The sequence below is a fragment of the Weissella thailandensis genome, assembly GCF_005405465.1.
GTDB lineage: Bacteria > Bacillota > Bacilli > Lactobacillales > Lactobacillaceae > Weissella > Weissella thailandensis.
The window spans coordinates 1-19,650 of record NZ_BJEC01000017.1 but is presented as its reverse complement, the minus strand read 5'-3'; the positions used below and the strand labels follow the sequence as shown (position 1 = coordinate 19,650).

Below are 19,650 nucleotides of genomic sequence, written 5' to 3'. Positions count from 1 at the left end.
ACTGTTTTTTTACTCAGGTTTACGGGCTTGCAAACCAGCCATCAATAATTTGTTAACAACTGCTGGATTAGCACTACCCTTGGTTTGCTTCATAATTTGACCAACCAAGAAGCCAACGGCACGATCTTTTCCATTATGGAAATCAATAATTGATTGCTCATTATTATCCAAAACTTCATCAATCATTGGTGTCAATACTGCTGGATTAGATAGTTGCTTAAGACCATTCTTCTCCACAAATTCAACTGGGTCATCACCCTTAGTAATTGCTTTGAAGACCTTCTTGGCCATCTTTGTTGAAATTGTACCATCATCAATCAACTTGATCATGTCAGCTAAGTGAGCTGGTGTTAATGGGGTTTCTTCCAAATCAGCTTGTTGCTCGTTCAAGAAGGCATTAACATCACCCATTAGGTAGTTAGCGGTACGCTTTGGATCCGCACCAAAACTAACGGTTTCATCAAAGAAGTTTGCCATGGCTAGCGTTTGTGTTAAGACTTCTGAATCATAAACTTCCAAACCAAGTTCATCGACATAACGTGCCTTACGGGCTTTAGCTGTCTCTGGTAACTTTGCTTTAACTTCATCAATCCAATCGTCCGTGACGTGGATTGGCGTCAAATCAGGTTCTGGGAAGTAACGGTAGTCATCAGCTGTTTCCTTAACACGCATCAAAACAGTTTCACCAGTTGCTTCATCAAAGCGACGAGTTTGTTGCTTGATTGTACCACCAGACATGTAAATCTTGGCATGGCGGTTTTCCTCAAATGCCAGCGCCTTACGCACATAGTTAAATGAGTTCAAGTTCTTTAACTCGACTTTAGTACCATATTCACTTGAACCAACTGGGCGAATTGAAATATTGGCATCGACACGCATCGAACCTTCTTCCATCTTCACGTCAGAAATTCCTGTAAATTGGATAGCTTGACGTAATGCTTCTAGGTAAGCATAAGCTTCATCAGGTGATGAAATATCAGGTGCACCAACAATTTCAATCAATGGTGTTCCTTGACGGTTTAAGTCGACATATGAATAACCATCTGTACCGTGGGTATTCTTTCCAGCGTCTTCTTCCACGTGTAGTTCAGTAATACCCACACGCTTCTTTTGACCCTCAAATTCAATCTCTAGCCAACCATTACGACCAATGGGTTGTTGTTGTTGGGTAATTTGGTAAGCCTTGGGATTATCAGGATAGAAGTAATTCTTTCGATCCCAGTGCAAATCACGTGTAATATCAGCATTCAATGCAAGTGATGCCATCATACCATATTCAATGGCACCCTTATTAGCCTGTGGCAAAACCCCAGGATATCCCCAGTCAATAACATTGGTATTGGCATTAGGCTTAGAACCATATTGTACTGGAGAAGGTGACATCGCCTTAGAATTAGTCTTTAGCTCAACATGGACTTCTAGTCCGATCGTCGTCTCAAAATTTGGCACTGCCATTAATCCTTACCTCCTGGTACTTTTTCGAATAGACGTGTTGCTTGCTCATAAGCATACGCAGCACGATAAATGGTCTCCTCTTGGTAGCGGTTTGCTATCAATTGCATACCAACTGGCAATCCATCAACAAAGCCTGCTTGTACTGACATACCTGGCAATCCAGCCATATTAACAGGAATCGTCAAAACATCATTCATGTAAGTGACTTCAGGATCATCTTGGTTAGCGCCAAAGTCATAAGCAACATTTGGTGCAGTTGGTGCCGCAATCAAATCATAATCGGCAAAGACTTTTTGGAAATCATCATTCATTAGCGTACGTACTTGTGCAGCCTTCTTGAAGAAAGCATCATATGAACCAGCTGAAAGTGAGTATGTTCCAAGCATAATACGACGCTTGACCTCGTCACCAAAGCCTTGTGTACGTGTTTGTACGTATAGGTCTTCCAAACTTTTGACGTTTTCTGGACGCGTACTATAACGGATACCATCAAAACGTTGCAAGTTTGATGATGCCTCAGCAGAAGCTAAGATATAGTATGCAGCAACACCATACTTTGTATGTGGCAATGAAACTTCATCAACTGTTGCGCCAAGTTCACGTAATTTGTCAATACCGGCACGAACAGTTGCTTTAACACCTTCATCCACACCAGCAGCAAAGTATTCTGTTGGTACGGCAATCTTCAAACCAGCGATATCGCCATCCAAATGAGCTGCAAAATCAGGAACCGCTTGGTCTGAAGACGTTTGATCGTTGTCATCATGACCAGCCATGGCAGCTAATACAGTGGCATTATCCTTGACACGACGCGTAAAGACACCAACTTGGTCAAGTGATGACGCAAAGGCAATCACTCCCCAACGTGACACACGGCCATATGTTGGTTTCATTCCAACAATCCCATTGAAGGCAGCGGGCTGACGGATTGAACCACCTGTGTCAGTTCCTAATGCGAATGGTACTTGACCGGCGGCAACTGACACAGCTGATCCACCCGAAGAACCACCAGGGACTTTTGTTTGATCCCAAGCATTCTTAGTTTGCTTATAGTATGATGTTTCAGTTGTTGAACCCATGGCAAACTCATCCATGTTTAACTTACCAACACCAACGGCGCCTTGTTCACGCAAACGTGAAACGACCGTTGCATCATAAATTGGTTTAAAGTCTTGTAAAATTTTTGATGCGGCCGTTGTCGTCACATCCTTCGTAATCAAGTTATCCTTAATTCCATATGGAATTCCAGATAGTACATTATCTGGATCGATACCTGCTTCATCAATGGCAGCAGCCTCAGCTAAAGCCTTTTCTGACATAGTTGCTAAAAATGCATCATATTTTGCATCAGTTTGCTCAATATTTGCTAGTGTTTCTTTAACTAAGTCAACTGATGTAATTTCTTTGTTTACTAGTTGTTCATGCAACTTTTCGATATCTGTATGCAAAAAATCCATTAACCTTCAGCTCCCCCATTAAGAATTGCGGGCACTTTAATCAAAGTACCTTGGTGTTCTGGTGCATTGTTCAATAATGCTTCTGATTGTTGTGCGTTAACCGCCACATCATCTCGTAATACTGTTTGCATCTCAGTCACAGAGTATGTTGGTTTCACATTTTCTGTATCCACCTCGGCTAATGTTGTCACAATATCAAATATTTTACCTAAATGATCTGTAAACATATCAGCTTCTGCATCCGTTAAAGCTAACTTTGCTAAGCTAGCCACATGTTCAACTTCTTCACGCGTAATTTGCTCGTTTGCCATGTTAATTCCTTTCATGCTTTAATATAGCTATTTTACCAAAAGTTTTTATATTTAGTATACGTCATCTGATAAATTCACTTGATTCTCGTGAACAATGAACCTTAGACCCTTTGGATAAAAGTTTTTCATTTGACGATTGACTAGCTTACCAAAGCCAACCCCATTACCATTTAACTCTAATAAATACCAACCATTTGTTAAATCACCTATAGATGATGGTAGCATGAATGTGTCGCCGTGGACATATTGACGCCATTCTTCATCGTTTAATTGATAGCGTTGCGTAAACGTATTGGGATGTAAGGCCAAAGCCAAAGCCAAACTAGGCTCAAAGCGCTTCTTCTTAAAAGTTCCCAAATGCAACCCAGCTCGTAATACCTGGATGCCTTTTAATTCTGGCGTGCCTGTTGGTGCTGCATAAAGTTGATCACCAAAAGCTAAAAGAACGCCTGGTTGATAACTTGGTAAGAATTTTTGTTGAAAGTCGTCCCAATATTGTCGCTGATCAGCCGTTAAATTAGTTTTAGTCAATTTAGGTTCCTTAACTGTTGATTCATCCTCTGGCTGATACTGCAACTTTGCCATGAAATGCCCTTCACCAGCCACGAATTGTGGGAACAAACGCACAGCCTTTACTAACTCAGGATTGCCATCCGCCCATTCTGGGTGACCATCTGACATGCCGTCATGCTTTGGTACATCAACCAAGTGTAAACCAGGATAAGTTGCTAATAACCATGCAATGATTTGTTCGTCTTCTTCAGGAGCGAACGTACATGTTGAGTATACTAGTGTCCCACCTGGCTTTAACATTTTCATGGTTTCTACTAAGATTTCTCGCTGACGAGTTGCATTTTCTGCTGGATAGTCCGTATGCCAATAGTTGATTGCCTCAGGATCTTTACGGAACATCCCCTCACCAGAACAAGGTGCATCTAACACAATGCGATCAAAGTATTGTGGAAATTTCTTTGATAGTTCTTGTGGTGAGTGATTAGTCACCAATGCATTTTGGACCCCGAAACGTTCAATATTTTCGCTTAAAATTTGCGCCCTCTTACGAAAAATCTCATTCGATACCAATAATCCTTGTTGTTGCATAAAAGAGGCCAAGTGCGTTGATTTGCCGCCCGGTGCAGCTGCTAGATCAAGCACCCTCTCACCAGGTTGTGGTTGCGCGATTTCTCCTACTAATTGCGCAGATGGTTCTTGTGAATAAATCACACCCGTTGTATGGTCAACTGAATGACCTTTCGCAACACCAAAGTAACCCCAGTCACCCCAAGGCACTTGCCCGTTTGTGGGTGTATCATACAATTGCTGATTAGCTTTTAATGGATTGACTCGAAAAGCCTTCACAACTGGCTGATCAAATGCTGCAAAGAATTCATCTGCATCATCGCCCATTAATTGACGGTACTTCGTCTGATAGTCTTTAGGTAACTCCGCCATTTCATAAACTCCTTGTCCTATATAATAATTTTATTCTACACGTTTTTTTACTATTCAAAAAGATGTTTTTCAGGCAACGAAAATAAGGACGCTGCAAGAGCTCAAAATTACAATCAGCCGTCAACCTGCCCACACTTACTGGGTAGATTGACGGCTGAAAAATATATTTTGTTGTTCTTTTAAATAATCTGCTCTAAGTACTTGACCAAGCCATCTTCCTCATTAGTATACGAGGTAATGTCATTAGCAATCGCCTTTAGATCTGGATTGCCATTTTTCATGACAATGCCATGCGTGGCATAATCGATCATTTCGTAATCATTCATGCCATCACCAAAGGCATAGACATCATCCTTATCAATATCAAAAGCACGTTGCATAATCTGCAATCCTGTATCTTTCGCAACCCCTGCTGGCACCACTTCTAGTACCGGCGAATCAGCACCCCAGGTATTAACTGTCACACGGTCTGCACCGTAACGATTGGTCACATATTCTTGGATAAGTGCTTGATGATCGCTATTTTGTGCTTCAATCAAGATTGAATTGATATTCGTGGTCAAACTTAAACGGTCTAACATGTGGTAAGTGTCAGTCGTTTGCGGAAAGAAAAACGCTTCATTAGGATTTTCCGGTGCTATGCGACTATTAGTCCAAACATCCGCCCGACTTTCAGCAACCACTGATTTGATAGCCATATCAGCCGCATTTTCAATTAAATCGAAAGCAATTTCACGGTCAACTTGGTAAGAATAAGCATGTTCCCACATTTGATTAGGAATTTCACCAAGTGATCCATTGAAATTAATCATTGGGGATTTTAGCCCCAGTTGTTGATAAATGTCCATTGATAGCCGTACTGGACGTCCCGTAATGATTGCCACGACATGACCAGCTTGTTGCATTTTTTGAATGGTCTGACGTGTTTTAATAGAAATATTTCCGGCATCATTTAAAGTTGTCCGATCCAAATCAATGCCAACTAATTTACGTCCCATAACTATACCCTCTTTTATTTTCTCTTATTGCCTACAATCTTGATTATTGACATTTACTTACTAGTAACCACTGGTACTAATAATTGGCTATGCTTTGTATCAATTGTATAAGTAATATTTTGATTACCGCGCACAGTCATTTCAAAATCGGTACCATAAATCACAATTCCTAATTGATGACCAGCCGTTAACTGATACAAGGTTGGTTGCAAAGTCAATGTTAAATCAACATATTCATCAGGACGCAAATCATTCACACGCCAAGCATTTTCACGATTTTGCATATTGATATGACCAATCGTGATCATTTTATTAGGTGTTGATTTTGCTTGTTCGAATTCAACTAACGGCGTTGGCTGCCAATTGACACCACGGTCAATTTGGCTTCCCTGTGGAACAGGTTTCTTCGTTAAACGACTAGCATCACCATAATCCACTAACATCGCACTGACTAACCCCACATTAGTTGACGATTTAATTCTTAATTGCAGCGATACTTCACCATCAATCAATAAGTCTTGTTTTTGTTTTGGTTGTGAAAAGATAACACGTGAATGATCAAGCTCATGATTGTCACGATCAATCATTAATGAACGCCAGTGATCATAGTCTTTACTATACGATTCATAGGCGACTTTCGTTTGTCGATCTGTGTAACTAACCGGCGTTTGAACATTTGCTAAGGAAATTTTCGTAGGGGTCGTCGTGCCCCAGCTTTGACGAGTTTCCCAAGTTTCAGGTGTTTGGTTACTTTGCCAAGTCAAATCTGGTAATTGCGCAACAGCATCATTTTCAATACCATACAGCTTATGGCTCAACCACAGATTCATTTGATCACTAAAGTCTAATGAACGATTGTTATTGATATAGATATGTTGTCCTTGATGTAGATATAATTTCTTAACAATATCAAGTTCTTGTAGTTTTTGATAGAGGCGGAATACTTGTCGTGGCTTAACGTTCCAATCGTTCAAGCCGTGAACCATCACAATATCGGTTTTCATATTGGGCACATTTTTTAGATAATTACGCGCATCCCAATAAGTATTATAATTGCCTGTCGTGCGGTCCATATCTCTAACGGTTTGCTTCTGGAATTGCTCCCACTGTTCCTTTGTCCGATGCCAATCACCTGCGTCTTGCATCCGTGAATAGACTAATTCTGCTAAAACATCCATGTCTTCGCCAGGAAAGCTACCGGGCGCAATCACAAGCCCATTATCACGGTAGTATTGATAATAATCTGAAATAGCTGCTTCAGAAATTACCGTTTCTAATCCCGCAACACCCGTGGTTGCCACAGCAGTCGCTAAGGTTCCTAAGTATGACTTACCTGTCATCGCCACTTTGCCATTTGACCAATGGGCCTTGATTGTCACACCGCTTTGACGATCAACGAAGGCTTGGCGATTACCTGCCAACCACTCCACAACTGCCTGCATACTAACCACTTGCTCAGGTGAACCGGTATCTTGCATACCATCTGAATAACGAGTCCCAACCCCTGAAGAATATGCCACAGCAAATCCACGAGATAAGAAATAATTATTCAAATCCACGTGTGATTTTGGATAGAAGGTTTCAGTTGCTTCCGTTGTTTCGCCGGTTTGTTCATGGGCGGTCAATTCTTCCGGTGCACTAGGCTCATATGCAACGTCCTCGTATGTTAAATTATTAGGAATTTTGCGTTGTAGTGGTTGATTAACATCGTGCATTTTTTTGTCACTAACTACATCATTTGTTCCCTGGTAGTAAGGGGATGCCGTAAACAAAGTTGGCACCTTTTGTGCTGTTGTTGGACGAATAATATCGACACGAACAAAATCTTTTACACCATCTTTATCCGTATCTAAATCCGTTTCAACATAGACAACTTCCTTAATTAATTGGTTGGTGTCAAATGTTGCTAACGCCTTACCATTAAAGAACACTGTCTGATTAGTTGGCTTGAGATACTGATGACTGACTAATTCATCAATAAATTGTAGACCACCTTTGGTATGCGTCGTTAACAGATCATACCATGCATTTAACACATCATGAGTCGACCAGTCCCCATCCTTACTAAATAACGGTAATCCAATTCTGTTTACTGCTTGTACAGAATCAGCTAAATTATAGTCAACTGATTCTTCAAAATTGAGTAATTGCAAAGCAATGGCATCAAATTCTTGATTGGTGACTTGTTTATCCGTTGCAAAAAAAGCGGCTAAATCTTGTTGTTCGTTGACCATATAATCATCAAACTTTGTTGTCACCGCAGTTGATTGCGCTGCTTGTTCTAACAGTGCTTGTAATAGTGGCACACTCCCCTTTGAAATGGCGGCTTGGATTTTTTCATCATAAAAACCAATCAACGCCAACTCATTAATTTTCTGTTCGAAAGTTCTTTTGATAACACCAAATTGATTTATTTTCATATTTCACTCTCCATTTCAGTGTTTCCATTATAACAAAGATTAAAACACAGTGAGAACTTGAGAGCGTGACACAAGTCGGTGTACAAATTGTGTTACATTAATGTTTAAACTTCTTAGTAAAAAACAGGGTTTGGAACAAAATAATCATTCCAAACCCTGCTTGCTATAAATATATTAGTTACCAGTCTATAAACTACTTGATTGTAACGTCAGTCTCGTCGCCATCAATCGTCAAAGCCTTACTTTGATCACCTGTTAGATAATCATTATCACCTTGGTCAGCACCGTTAGCATAAATACTACTATCTTGGTTAACAACCTTAATACCTGGTAGGTGGCTTTCACGTAAGACAACTTCTTGATTATCACCCTGCACATGGCTAGCTTGTTTCAACGTTAAATTGCGTGCCTTCAAATAGGCATCCCCGCTGTCCACATGTATCGTATCCGCCGTCACATCTTGTAAGCGGTAATTACCAGCATCGCCTTGCATATTAATCTTTTGGGCGGTCAATTTTGTTAAACGTACACCACCATAATTATTATGAACTGTCACATTCTTGGCGGACACATCCTGTGTTTTCACACCACTACCTTCAGTATTAATGTTTAAGTCATCCAAATTAACCTTATATGGGACCGTCACAACAGCAGTCTGATCTGATTCTTTAAAACCAAAAACTGAATTTTTTGGCTCACGTAAGGCCAACTTCAATTCATTATTGACGGTACTTAAATCAGCGTTACCATCAAGATACTTGCCTGATACTTGCCATTGATTCCCCCGGACGATTCTCACATATGAATTCGCGCCACTATCAATTGTAACTTTTTTAAAATCTTTATTATTAAATGTTTTGTTAAGACTGTGTGTTTCGACAATCTTGGGACCATTATCCCAAGTAAATGACGTCTTAGCACCGGTTGATAGTCCAGTAATCACCAAGGCACCACCAACAAGCATCATACTACCACCAGCCATGAGTGTTGTTTTTAATCCCATTTTATTGTGCCTCCTTTACGTGATTTTTGCCTAAGTAACGATGGCCAATCCACTTCACAAATTGTACCAACATTTCAAATAACCAACGAGTCAAGCGCCAAACGATTGGTGCAAAGAAAACAACTAGACCGGTTAACAACAGACCACCACCGATAAATAGTAATCCAGTTGGCACAGACTGCCACAATAAAATAATACCGTTAACGAAGGCAAACAAACCACCAGCTAAAGTTCCGATAATCCCAACATAAATACCAAAGATAATTGCCAGGAAACCAATAAAGGCACCAATTAGTGCGAGTACTAATCCAATTGCCACGGGAATTAAAATTGGTGACGCAAACAACCCCAAAACAATTAACCAGATTAAGGTCACGCGGTTTTTTGTTCGTTTGCTAGTTGGCATATCTTCATCTGCTACTTCATCACTTTCAATGAAATATTCAATTTTTAATGAGCGCGCAAATTGCTTTGGTGAACCATACTTTTCTTTAACTTCTTCCATCGTATAGCCAGCATCTAACATTTGCTCTTCATAAAACTGTAGTAACTCTTCACGTTCATCAGCAGGAATATCATTCAAATATGATCTAACTGCTGTTAAATATTCTTTAATCATCACTTTCCTCCAATAATGAATCCACTGCTCCACGGAAATCTACCCATGCTTGACTGATTTCATTTAAATGGGTCACACCTACTTCAGTAATGTGGTAATAACGCCGATTGCGACCTTCAAATGGCTTATCATATATTTCTAAATAGCCATCACGTTTTAATCGTCTTAAAACAGGGTACATCGTTGATTCACTGACGCCCAATAATTCTTGCATCGCCTTAGTAATAATATAACCGTATGTATCTTCCTTGGTTAATACGGCCAATACAGAACCATCGAGTACCACCGTTGGTACTTGAATATTCATGGCTGTTCTCCTTATTTCTCAATGTTATATCTTGTATACCATTATATTATATGACGTATAATGGTATGTCAACAATAAAGATTATAATAATTGCCGTTTAAAGAAAAAAGCAACCAAATTCATGAAGAATTCAGCTGCTTAGTGTTTAAGCTATTCAATTAAATAATTCTGCTATTAGCATCATGTAACAACTAACCAAATTAACCTTTCATTTCAAGACTAAAAAGATAAGAAGTTATTTTTATACTACCAATGACCTCAATTATTAATCGTTCTTCTTAAATTTACCCATAAAGTCTAAAACAATTAACATTAGTACCCAAAATATGACAGAAACACTAACAGCATTAGTAATGCTTTGCTCATAACCTATTAAATTAGTAAAAAAATAATACGAAAAACCAAATATTATTGTTTCTAAATCAAGGCGTAAAAATTCACGCACCCATTTACTCATATATCGTCCCCCCCTCATTAAACCTACAGTGTTTAAATTAGCTAGCTGTCAATTCAATTATCTTGTTATGATAATGCTCTGAATAAGTCAAAACACAAGCTAAGATATTATCACCTTCTTCTGTTGACAGTATAACATTAATTAATTCTCCCATTTCAATATGCATAACAACTTTGTTTTTGGGACCATGCTGTTGGTCAATGTATTGTAATATCTTTGATTCTGCTTTAGGATCTGAAGTTAATTCAGCAAGACAGTCATGTAAGTCAAAATTATTGTCGACCATAATTGAAATACCACCTCCTCACAAATCTACAAAAAAGTAGCTGAATTCTTTAAAGAATTCAGCCACTTGATTTATAGTTTATTTGATTAAATCATTTTATGCCAAAATTAATTAGCTTCGTTAACTAATTAACCAAACAACTGTCCAAGAATTTGGAAGACTAATTGGATATTCAATCCTGTCAAAACAACAAAGACAATCCATGCTAACCATGTCATCCACTTTGAGTTGGCAAAGTCTTCACCCATAACCTTCTTTGAAGATGTGAACGCAATTAATGGTGCCATCGCAAATGGCAAAGCAACTGACAAGAAGACTTGAGAATAAACAAGTAATTGATCAAGTTTTCCTTCGTCACCACCATAAATCAACGTAAAGGCAACAACTGGAATCAAAGCCAAACCACGAGTAATCACACGACGTAGCCACATTGGCACCTTCAAGTGTAAGAAACCAGTCATGATAACTTCACCAGTCAACGTTCCAGTAATTGTTGAATTTTGTCCTGATGCTAGCAAAGCAACCGCAAATAACGTTGATAGAACTGGTGATGCAATGGCACCAGCAATTGAACTATCACCTAGTGCATTATACATTTGACCGAAAGTACCAACTTGATCACCATGTCCGAAGAACAATGATGCTCCCAAAATCAATAGGAATGAATTAATAACAAAGGCTAATGACAATTGGATATTTGAATCCCAAGCCATAAAACGAACACCCTCTTTTAACTCTTCCTTGTTTTTACGACTCACTTGACGTGTTTGTGAAATTGATGAATGCAAGTATAGGTTGTGTGGCATAACCGTCGCACCAATAATACCTAAGGTCATGACTAATGGTGAATCAGCACCATGAATACCGTGTGTGCTAACTGTTTGTAATTGTGGTAAGTAACCACCAAACAAAGCTGCTAAATTAGGATTTGATGAAACTACTAGATATCCGAAAATAAATAAGATAGTTAAAATAAGTGTTACAACAATTGCTTCGATTTTTCGGAATCCAAAACGCATTAGTAACAATAGCAACACAACATCCAATGCCGTCGTTAACACAGATGCAATCATTGACCAACCGAACAACAAGTGCAACGCAATCGCACCACCGATAACCTCGGCAATATCCGTTGCCATCAAGGCCAACTCACTAATAATCCAAAGGATGATACCACCGGTCTTGTTGGTACGGTTACGAGTCGCTTGAGCTAAGTCTTCATGCTTAACCATTCCCAACTTACCAGCCATATATTGTAGCATCATTGCAATCAGTGATGAAATCAAGACAACTGAAAGTAATGTGTAGTGGTACGTTGCTCCACCAGTTACAGAAGTGACCCAGTTACCAGGGTCCATATACCCAACGGCAACTAATGCCCCTGGTCCTGAAAATGCCCACAGTTTTCTCCAAAAAGAGCCACCTTTTGGTACAGATACAGAACCATTGATATCGCCTAAACTATCATCCGCAGCTGCATCTTGTACCAGCCCTTTGTTTTTTGTCACTTCTTTTTCAGTCATGACAACCTCCCATAATACGTAATATGCCGTAATAAGGTCAGTCCCAGTGTACTATTTACTTTTGTATATAGTGCTAAGTAGAATTCATAAAGAATTTCGTTCAACTTGGTTGTTGAAAGCTTATGACTTATACTTAACCGGGGCGCTCCTTACCCGTCGACAATATATTACTCGCTTACGCCCCCAGTTGCAACTATTTTTTTGCTTATTTTTATTTTTTTTACACAATAATATCAAATATTTTGCCCAAAAGTGGTTTTAATTTTTATTATCAATTAAAAATTAAAACGTTTACAAAAAAACTTAAGTTAAGTAATGCCTAACTTAAGCCGTTTTCTATCATAAATTGGTCATTTAACCACGCAGCGTGTTTGCCATACCAATCAATAGTTTACGCATGAATTGGTCACCAGCAATTAAATATTTTGGATGTGACTTACGCCGTAACATTGCCCCAACCTCACCTTTAGTTACTTTGAAATCAGCAGCTTGCCAAAAATCAAGTAAATCTTCAGTTGTGTACGCCATAGCAATCTTTACCTTTTTAATAACGACATTATTAATATCGTTATCGCGTTGCATACTATAGTCCGGTGCAGCAATCGACCCATCTGGATTCTTTTTATGTCCTCGCTGAGAGATAATCAATCCGTTCAAAAACTTTTCCAGGTCATGTCGTGATAGCTGAGCATCTCTGGCACTATCTTGGGTTGGTTTAGCCATGATTGCTAAATAGGTTAGCTTATCAAGAGTCAAACCACCTAGTTCAAAAATAGTCATCATGTCCTTACTATTAATATTGAAAATATATTGCAATCTACGAATAATATCGTTGTTGTGCATAATTGATGTTATACTTCTTTCATTTTTTTAAGTGTGGGGATCGATGGTTGGGCACCTGCACCTTGCACAGTTAATGCGGATGCTGCACTAGCAAAACGAACGCTTTCAACAAGATTGGTCATATCAGGCGCTAATTTAGTCGCCAATGCGCCAATAAAAGTGTCACCTGCTGCTGTTGTATCCACAGCTTTAACCTTCAAGGCCGGCTCGAAACCATGATGACCATCAGCCAACTGATAATACGCACCACGCTCACCTAGAGTAATGATAACATTTTTAGCACCCATCTCTTGCATTTTATTAGAAGCATTGGTCATCGATATATCATCATTAACTGGAATACCCGTAATGATTTCGGCCTCAGTTTCGTTAGGTGTAATCAGATCAGTTAACCCCAATAATTCTTTTGGAATGTCTTTGTGCCCGGGTGCTGGATTTAGAATCGTCATGACCCCCGCTGACTTAGCAAGTTTAAACGCTTGCAGCGTTGCCACAATCGGTGTTTCAAATTGTGCGACCAAGACTTCTGATGATTGAATCGTTTTTTCTGCCTCATCAACATTTGTTTCACTAACTTGTTGATTAGCACCACCTAAAATAAGAATCGTATTGTTCGAATCGCTTTCCAATAAAATATAGGCGGCTCCGGTACCAACATTGGCAAGTTGGGCAATGTGTGTGGTATCGACACCATCTGCTTGCAAGGCATTCAGTAGCAACTCACCGTTCTGGTCTTGACCAACAGCACCGATAAAATGCACTTGCGCACCTAAGCGCTGGGCAGCAACTGCTTGATTGGCCCCCTTACCCCCTGGTGCGGTTGAGGCATCAGACATGGCCATGGTCTCACCCTGTACTGGCAAGTGATCAATATGCAAAATCGTATCCGAATTCAACGACCCCAGAACTGTTACTTTTCTTGTCATAGCTCAATTCTCCTATAAATAATTATTCAAAAAAATTGTTTATTTTCAAGTTAGTTATCTAGAAAATAAACAATTCTTGTCCCTCAAATTTTATCCCTTCAAAATAGCATCAATTTTTGCTAATTCTTCGGTAGACAACGTCATATTATCAGCAACCTTGACATTATCCAATAAGTGATCAACTGAAGAAGCACCAATGACGATTGATGGCACACGTTTATCACGTAGCAACCAGGCCATTGCTAGTTGTGCTAAGGTTTGTCCACGATCAGCTGCCACTTTATTCAACGCGTTAAGCTTTGACACCGTTCCCTTGGGATCATCTTTGATGAACGCATTGGTACGATGCAATGGCATGTCAGCTGGGAAACCATCCAAATAACGATCCGTTAACAAACCTTCTGCCAATGGACCATACGCAATCAATCCAGCATGATGTTGTGCCAAAGTAGCCAACATATCCGTATCTTCAGCTTCTCGATTAAACATATTGTATGACATCTGATTACCAATAAATGGTGTGTGTAATTCATCAAATATTTTACTAATCTCAGCCACTTGTTCAGTCGTGTAATTTGAAACCCCAACATACAGAGCTTTCCCTTGGCGAACCATTAAGTCTAAGGCTTCAGCTGTTTCACGTAAGTTCGTCTCTGGATCCCAACGGTGCGCATAAAAAATATCAACGTAATCTAAATGCATCCGTTGTAATGATAGATCTAAAGCAGCTGTTAAGGTCTTTTTACCTGAAAACTGTCCCAGTGGTCCTGGCCACATATGGTAACCAGCTTTAGTGGTGATGATCAATTCATTACGGTAAGGATGTAAATCTTTTTTATAAACTGCACCAAATGTTTCTTCCGCAGTCCCATCGGAAGGACCATAATTTGAAGCATTATCAAAAGAAAAAATACCATTATCAAATGCTTTTAACATCACTTCTCTTGAATTAGCTAGCGGCTTTTGATCTCCTAAATTACGCCACAATCCAAATGACAAGGCTGGTAAAATCAATCCTGAATCGGCAACCCGACGATATGGCATAACTTCATAACGATTTTCTGATGCTGCGTAGACCATTATGGTACCTCCTAATTTTTAAATGCGATTATTTATAAATTAACTTCTGGCTTATTTTTTGAACGTAATAGTACATCAATCTGTTTGTTCTCATGAATGCGGTTAATAGCTTCGGCAAACAAAGGTGCAACAGATAATGTCGTGAATTTTGAACTTTGCTTCTCTTCAGGGATACGTAAGGTGTCCGTAAAGATACAACGTTCAATATTGTCATCTGCTGCCAAATTTTCAGCTGCTTGACCTGAAAGAACTGGGTGTGTTGCAGCAACGTAAACTTCAGTGGCGCCATTAGCCAATAACGCTTTAGCAGTCATCTGCACACGGTAGCCAGTATCAACAATATCATCAACAATGATTGCCCGACGTCCTTTGACATCACCAACAATTGCATCATCAGACTCTGGGTTAGTCATTGCGACATTATCGTTGACAACTCCCCAAGGAGCACCAAGTAAGTCAGCAAATTTACGGGCACGACCAGCTCCGGTGTGATCTGGTGAAACAACAACCAAATCATCTAATAAATTCCGGCTGTAAAAGTAGTCTGTTAATAATGGTGCCGCTTGCAAATGATCAACTGGCATATTAAAGAAGCCTTGTAATTGCGCTGCGTGAAAGTCCATCGAAACAACCCGGTCAACACCATTCATTTCAATAAGTGACGCAACCATTTTAGCAGTAATCGGTTCTCGTGATTTGGCTTTACGGTCTTGGCGAGCGTAACCAAAGTATGGAATAACAAGCGTAATTTTCGCCGCAGATGAACGTCGTAAGATATCCACAACAATCATCATTTCCATAAATGCATCATTTACTTCCTCTGCAATTGGTGCAATAACGTAAACATCATCGCCACGGATACTTTCTAATATTCGTTCATAAATTTCGCCGTCCGCAAAGCACTTGATATCTAACTGTGTCAACGGCAAATGCAATTCTTCTGCCACTGCATCTGCTAAATCATGATTCGCAGTTAGCCCTAACAACTTTATTTGAGATTTCACGAGTGATTTCCTCCATTTCTCACCACCATCTGTCGTTAAATCTATTTTAACAAAATAAAACCGGTTACGGTATGCTTTATACCATTAAAAGCCTGAGTTGTTCTGATGATGTGTTAGCCCAATAGAATTTATTTGCAAATTAAATACATTCCCACTATACTTAAACAAGCGAATCAAACAAGCTGGGGTGCCATTAAGCTGGCTGAGATAATACCCATAGAACCTGAGCAAGGTAATGTTGCTAGGGAGCTTGGTTTGTTTACCATGACAGTAAACAAGCCCCAGTATCAATGATTAGTGTGTAAGCGCTATCGATACTGGGGCTTTTTTTGTTACCAAAGCTTCGGCGATTCGACCACATTTTATTTTAAGGAGGTTTGCAATTATTATGCAAACAGTTACTGAGTCTAAGGTTAAATGGTTATTACGTGATGTGATTTTCTTAGCCATCATCGCCATCTTTTTTGGGGTCATTTTTGAGGTCTGGAGTGCTGCTTATTACGCCGTTGCTGCTACTCCACTAAAGCCCTACGCAAATGATTTAACATTAGGTGTCTGGTTGATGGCTGGACCATTAGCTGGGGCTATCCTACAAAAGGTCGGTAGTTCAACTATTGGTGAAGTATTAGCAGCAGCTGTTGAAATGCTATTATTCTCAAGCTGGGGAGCTGCTAATTTGATTTCCGGTTTTGTCCAAGGTATTGGTACAGAACTCGGATTTGCTGCGACTGGCTACAAAAACTGGGATAAATTAGGCATTAGTCTTTCTGTATTAACGACAACGATCGTGACATTCATTTGGGACCTCTTCAATAGTGGTTATGCAGATTACAAGCCAAGTTTGATGATTACCCTATTTATTATTCGTTTGATTTCTGCCGGTTTCTTTGGTGGTGTATTAGTTTACTTTATCAAAAAGCTTGTTGCAAAATCTGGATTACTAAAACGTTAAGCTTATGACAAAATTACAAGTTGATCATCTAAGCTTTGCCTATCAAGCTGACCAACCCAACGTATTAAATCAGATTAACTGGGTTCCCGAAACAGGATCTTTTAACTTATTGATTGGCCCTTCTGGTTCAGGTAAATCGACCCTGCTGAAAGCAATGGCTGGATTACTACCAAAATTTGGTGGGGTCGTCACGGCTGGTCAGGTATTATTAAACGACGAACCTATTCAACCATTAGCACCTTTCGAACGGGCAAACCGAATTGCCATGCTCTTCCAAAATCCAGACCGTCAATTCGCGATGCGGACAGCACGACTACAATTGGTATTTGCTTTAGAGAATTTACAATTGCCAACTGAGGTTATTAATCAGCGAGTAGCATTTGCTATCAATGCGCTCCATCTAGAGCAAATTGCTGACCAAGATTTATTGACGTTGTCTGGTGGTGAAAAACAACGCGTTGCCTTGGCCATTATTTTTGCGATGGACAGTGATATCATCTTACTTGATGAACCATTTGCCAGTGTTGATCCAGCCGCACGTTTATCACTACTGACGGATTTGAAAAAAATGCAACTAGAGCAGCACAAAACGATCATTATCTCTGATCATGACTTATCTGGTTACCAAGAACTCGTTGATTACCTATTTGCTATCGATACTGATTCGGGCACATTAAATCAACAATCACTGTCAAAATTAGTTAATCTCCCTGCTCAAACACCTTTTTATGGTGTTCCTAAAACTGATGGTCATCTACGCTGGCAAGAATTGACACTGACTGTGGGCAAAAGTCGGCAATTGTTAATCAATAGTGACTTTACTTTACCGACTGGACAAATCGGCTTATTGTCTGGTGCAAACGGTATCGGTAAATCAACTTTATTTAAGGCACTTAGTCACCAAGTCAAATATAACGGGCAAGTGACTTGGGATGATCAAGATACAGCCAAAATAAAGCTAAAAAATTGGGCAAAAAAAGTTGCGTTGATTTTTCAATCGGCTAGTGATCAATTTGTAACAATGACCGTTCAAGAAGAAGTCACGTTGTCACAACAGCATAGTTTAGCAACTGATTATTGGACAGATGAGCGTATACAAACAGCTTTAGAAAATTTACACTTAAATCATCTAACTGAACATGTGGTCTATCAACTATCTGGTGGTCAACAAAAGAAGTTACAAGTGCTCAGTATGTTGATTATGGGGCAACCAATTCTATTGTTGGATGAACCACTGGCTGGTCTGGATATTGATTCAGTAAACACAGTGATGACATTAATTAACCAGAGTATTCACGAAACTGACCAAAGTGTCCTGATGATTTCTCATCAACGTGCCGGTTTGGCTGATTTTATTGACTATGAATTGATTTTTAAGAATCAACAATTACAACTTGTTGGGGAGGCGCCAAATGCTTAAATTAAATCCAACAATTCTTGTCTTCATTATGCTCGGCATTGGTATTGAAACTTCATTTGTCCGTTCCGTTATTCTCAACGGAGTCATTGCGCTCATTAGTTTAATTTATCTATTACTCCAACGACCAAACTTAAAAATTGTCGGCCTGATGCTGATAATCTCGATTCCCGTGGCCTTTGGAACTTGGTGGTCATTTATTGCCTTTGGTACTGGTGACACACATCACCTGGCACTGGTCTATGCAACTCGTTTATACGCCTACCTCCTTTTGGGAGCCGCTGTCACGCTAACTGTCAATGTGAAAGATTTACTGTTCAGCTTGAATCAGCATGCAAAGTTATCTAATACTTTTACTTATGGTTTATTAGCTGCCTTTAACTTAGTGCCACGTGTCAGACGACAAGTGCAAATCATTCGATATGCTGGTGCCTTGCGTGGGATTACTTATCATTTATGGCAACCTCAGATCTATTTCAAAGCGATTCTAAGTGCCCTACATTGGTCGGATGACTTGGCAATTGCCATGACTTCTCATGGTTTTTCGGAAGGTTTTCCACGAACACAGACTGTACAAGAACACTTACCAAAATGGCAATGGGGCCTCGTCTGCCTGTTAATCTTGGCATATCTTTTAACTGCGATTATCATCAAGCCTTGGTAAACAAGAGCGTGACAAAAGTCGTTTTAAAGCTAGCGTGTCACGTGATTTTCATCATTTTTGGCCGTAGCATAAACTTCGTTATACAATATACTTTCAGAAAAAAGGTTGGAACTGAACTGAACCCCAAAAATTGGAGAGAAGTTTAAGCAACTAGCTGGTCGGAAAGACTTCGGTATTGAACCGGAGTTTTTCCGGCCAGCTTTGTTTTAATCCGTTTATTGTTGTAGTAATAGATATAATTATTGACGGCAGACTTCAGCTCGTCATAATTTTGATAATGGTTATTATGGACAGTTCCTACCTTCAAGAGATGAAAGAAGCTCTCCGCCATAGCATTATCTAGACAGGTCGCTTTGCGACTCATACTTTGAAACACATGGTTGTTCTGCAAACGTGAGACATATTCATAATTTTGATACTGGAATCCCTGGTCAGAGTGGATTGTTAAACGGTAATTTAATTTGGGTCTAGTATTT

20 protein-coding genes and 1 riboswitch are annotated in these 19,650 nt (G+C 39.6%); of the genes, 3 read left to right on the top strand and 17 right to left on the bottom strand.

Annotation, left to right across the window (positions count from 1 at the left end; genetic code table 11):
• Positions 1-9: 9 nt before the first annotated feature.
• The 16 genes from gatB to FFM62_RS07815 all read right to left on the bottom strand — a co-directional run bounded on the left by gatB (position 10) and on the right by FFM62_RS07815 (position 16,141).
• On the bottom strand, positions 10-1,455 hold the full coding sequence (gene gatB, locus FFM62_RS07890; protein WP_115471469.1) for an Asp-tRNA(Asn)/Glu-tRNA(Gln) amidotransferase subunit GatB: 1,446 nt from the start codon (positions 1,453-1,455) through the stop codon (positions 10-12).
• Positions 1,455-2,912: an Asp-tRNA(Asn)/Glu-tRNA(Gln) amidotransferase subunit GatA gene (gene gatA / locus FFM62_RS07885; RefSeq protein ID WP_115471468.1), complete on the bottom strand. Its 1,458-nt coding sequence runs from the start codon at positions 2,910-2,912 to the stop codon at positions 1,455-1,457. The genes gatB and gatA overlap by 1 nt, the downstream gene beginning before the upstream one ends.
• Positions 2,912-3,223, bottom strand: coding sequence for an Asp-tRNA(Asn)/Glu-tRNA(Gln) amidotransferase subunit GatC (gatC, locus tag FFM62_RS07880; RefSeq protein ID WP_075269371.1), 312 nt, complete (start codon positions 3,221-3,223; stop codon positions 2,912-2,914). The genes gatA and gatC overlap by 1 nt, the downstream gene beginning before the upstream one ends.
• Before the next feature lie 51 nt (positions 3,224-3,274).
• Positions 3,275-4,675, bottom strand: coding sequence for an RsmF rRNA methyltransferase first C-terminal domain-containing protein (locus tag FFM62_RS07875; protein WP_115471467.1), 1,401 nt, complete (start codon positions 4,673-4,675; stop codon positions 3,275-3,277).
• A 179-nt stretch (positions 4,676-4,854) separates the two neighbouring features.
• Positions 4,855-5,673: a Cof-type HAD-IIB family hydrolase gene (locus FFM62_RS07870; protein ID WP_115471466.1), complete on the bottom strand. Its 819-nt coding sequence runs from the start codon at positions 5,671-5,673 to the stop codon at positions 4,855-4,857.
• 53 nt (positions 5,674-5,726) lie between these two features.
• Positions 5,727-8,093, bottom strand: coding sequence for a Xaa-Pro dipeptidyl-peptidase (locus tag FFM62_RS07865; RefSeq protein WP_115471465.1), 2,367 nt, complete (start codon positions 8,091-8,093; stop codon positions 5,727-5,729).
• 193 nt (positions 8,094-8,286) lie between these two features.
• Positions 8,287-9,096 (bottom strand): DUF4097 family beta strand repeat-containing protein, encoded by an 810-nt coding sequence (locus FFM62_RS07860; protein WP_115471464.1) that lies wholly within the window; start codon positions 9,094-9,096, stop codon positions 8,287-8,289.
• 1 nt (position 9,097) lies between these two features.
• Positions 9,098-9,715 (bottom strand): DUF1700 domain-containing protein, encoded by a 618-nt coding sequence (locus tag FFM62_RS07855; protein WP_115471463.1) that lies wholly within the window; start codon positions 9,713-9,715, stop codon positions 9,098-9,100.
• Positions 9,708-10,022: a PadR family transcriptional regulator gene (locus tag FFM62_RS07850; protein WP_115471462.1), complete on the bottom strand. Its 315-nt coding sequence runs from the start codon at positions 10,020-10,022 to the stop codon at positions 9,708-9,710. The genes FFM62_RS07855 and FFM62_RS07850 overlap by 8 nt, the downstream gene beginning before the upstream one ends.
• A 265-nt stretch (positions 10,023-10,287) precedes the next feature.
• Complete coding sequence (locus tag FFM62_RS07845; protein ID WP_115471461.1) at positions 10,288-10,479, bottom strand: hypothetical protein; 192 nt, start codon at positions 10,477-10,479, stop codon at positions 10,288-10,290.
• Positions 10,480-10,516: 37 nt separating this feature from the next.
• A complete protein-coding gene (locus tag FFM62_RS07840) occupies positions 10,517-10,765 on the bottom strand; it encodes a hypothetical protein (protein ID WP_115471460.1) in 249 nt (82 codons plus the stop codon).
• Positions 10,766-10,893: 128 nt separating this feature from the next.
• Entirely contained in the window at positions 10,894-12,288 is a 1,395-nt protein-coding gene (locus FFM62_RS07835; protein ID WP_115471459.1) for an Nramp family divalent metal transporter, read from the bottom strand.
• Positions 12,289-12,642: 354 nt separating this feature from the next.
• The gene (locus FFM62_RS07830; RefSeq protein ID WP_115471458.1) at positions 12,643-13,131 is read right to left on the bottom strand and encodes a DUF1456 family protein; all 489 of its coding nucleotides are present in this window, start codon (positions 13,129-13,131) and stop codon (positions 12,643-12,645) included.
• Between the two features lie 8 nt (positions 13,132-13,139).
• Positions 13,140-14,057, bottom strand: a complete 918-nt coding sequence (rbsK, locus tag FFM62_RS07825) for a ribokinase (RefSeq protein WP_115471457.1) — start codon at positions 14,055-14,057, stop codon at positions 13,140-13,142.
• Positions 14,058-14,147: 90 nt separating this feature from the next.
• Positions 14,148-15,137, bottom strand: a complete 990-nt coding sequence (locus FFM62_RS07820) for an aldo/keto reductase (protein WP_115471456.1) — start codon at positions 15,135-15,137, stop codon at positions 14,148-14,150.
• A 32-nt stretch (positions 15,138-15,169) separates the two neighbouring features.
• On the bottom strand, positions 15,170-16,141 hold the full coding sequence (locus FFM62_RS07815) for a ribose-phosphate diphosphokinase (RefSeq protein WP_115471455.1): 972 nt from the start codon (positions 16,139-16,141) through the stop codon (positions 15,170-15,172).
• Positions 16,142-16,314: 173 nt separating this feature from the next.
• A riboswitch (TPP riboswitch) is annotated at positions 16,315-16,406 on the top strand.
• A 123-nt stretch (positions 16,407-16,529) separates the two neighbouring features.
• Here FFM62_RS07815 and FFM62_RS07810 point away from each other — a divergent pair.
• From FFM62_RS07810 to FFM62_RS07800, 3 genes are read left to right on the top strand one after another with little or no spacing between them, the layout of a single operon-like run.
• Positions 16,530-17,093: an ECF transporter S component gene (locus tag FFM62_RS07810; protein ID WP_115471454.1), complete on the top strand. Its 564-nt coding sequence runs from the start codon at positions 16,530-16,532 to the stop codon at positions 17,091-17,093.
• A gap of 4 nt (positions 17,094-17,097) precedes the next feature.
• A complete protein-coding gene (locus tag FFM62_RS07805) occupies positions 17,098-18,513 on the top strand; it encodes an ABC transporter ATP-binding protein (protein ID WP_115471453.1) in 1,416 nt (471 codons plus the stop codon).
• Positions 18,506-19,174, top strand: coding sequence for an energy-coupling factor transporter transmembrane component T family protein (locus FFM62_RS07800; protein WP_115471452.1), 669 nt, complete (start codon positions 18,506-18,508; stop codon positions 19,172-19,174). The genes FFM62_RS07805 and FFM62_RS07800 overlap by 8 nt, the downstream gene beginning before the upstream one ends.
• Before the next feature lie 142 nt (positions 19,175-19,316).
• Here the strand turns inward: FFM62_RS07800 and FFM62_RS07795 are convergent.
• Positions 19,317-19,650: IS3 family transposase (locus FFM62_RS07795; protein WP_137604531.1), on the bottom strand; the 334-nt coding region annotated here is incomplete at its 5' end.

Excerpts from the sequence above, each read along its gene's own strand:
- gatA (WP_115471468.1), bottom strand. The coding sequence starts at position 2,912 with ATGGATTTTTTGCATACAGATATCGAAAAGTTGCATGAACAACTAGTA.
- FFM62_RS07860 (WP_115471464.1), bottom strand. The coding sequence starts at position 9,096 with ATGGGATTAAAAACAACACTCATGGCTGGTGGTAGTATGATGCTTGTT.
- FFM62_RS07845 (WP_115471461.1), bottom strand. The coding sequence starts at position 10,479 with ATGAGTAAATGGGTGCGTGAATTTTTACGCCTTGATTTAGAAACAATA.
- FFM62_RS07855 (WP_115471463.1), bottom strand. The coding sequence starts at position 9,715 with ATGATTAAAGAATATTTAACAGCAGTTAGATCATATTTGAATGATATT.
- FFM62_RS07865 (WP_115471465.1), bottom strand. The coding sequence starts at position 8,093 with ATGAAAATAAATCAATTTGGTGTTATCAAAAGAACTTTCGAACAGAAA.
- gatC (WP_075269371.1), bottom strand. The coding sequence starts at position 3,223 with ATGGCAAACGAGCAAATTACGCGTGAAGAAGTTGAACATGTGGCTAGC.
- FFM62_RS07820 (WP_115471456.1), bottom strand. The coding sequence starts at position 15,137 with ATGGTCTACGCAGCATCAGAAAATCGTTATGAAGTTATGCCATATCGT.
- FFM62_RS07840 (WP_115471460.1), bottom strand. The coding sequence starts at position 10,765 with ATGGTCGACAATAATTTTGACTTACATGACTGTCTTGCTGAATTAACT.
- FFM62_RS07875 (WP_115471467.1), bottom strand. The coding sequence starts at position 4,675 with ATGGCGGAGTTACCTAAAGACTATCAGACGAAGTACCGTCAATTAATG.
- gatB (WP_115471469.1), bottom strand. The coding sequence starts at position 1,455 with ATGGCAGTGCCAAATTTTGAGACGACGATCGGACTAGAAGTCCATGTT.
- FFM62_RS07870 (WP_115471466.1), bottom strand. The coding sequence starts at position 5,673 with ATGGGACGTAAATTAGTTGGCATTGATTTGGATCGGACAACTTTAAAT.
- rbsK (WP_115471457.1), bottom strand. The coding sequence starts at position 14,057 with ATGACAAGAAAAGTAACAGTTCTGGGGTCGTTGAATTCGGATACGATT.
- FFM62_RS07800 (WP_115471452.1), top strand. The coding sequence starts at position 18,506 with ATGCTTAAATTAAATCCAACAATTCTTGTCTTCATTATGCTCGGCATT.
- FFM62_RS07810 (WP_115471454.1), top strand. The coding sequence starts at position 16,530 with ATGCAAACAGTTACTGAGTCTAAGGTTAAATGGTTATTACGTGATGTG.
- FFM62_RS07830 (WP_115471458.1), bottom strand. The coding sequence starts at position 13,131 with ATGCACAACAACGATATTATTCGTAGATTGCAATATATTTTCAATATT.
- FFM62_RS07835 (WP_115471459.1), bottom strand. The coding sequence starts at position 12,288 with ATGACTGAAAAAGAAGTGACAAAAAACAAAGGGCTGGTACAAGATGCA.
- FFM62_RS07850 (WP_115471462.1), bottom strand. The coding sequence starts at position 10,022 with ATGAATATTCAAGTACCAACGGTGGTACTCGATGGTTCTGTATTGGCC.
- FFM62_RS07805 (WP_115471453.1), top strand. The coding sequence starts at position 17,098 with ATGACAAAATTACAAGTTGATCATCTAAGCTTTGCCTATCAAGCTGAC.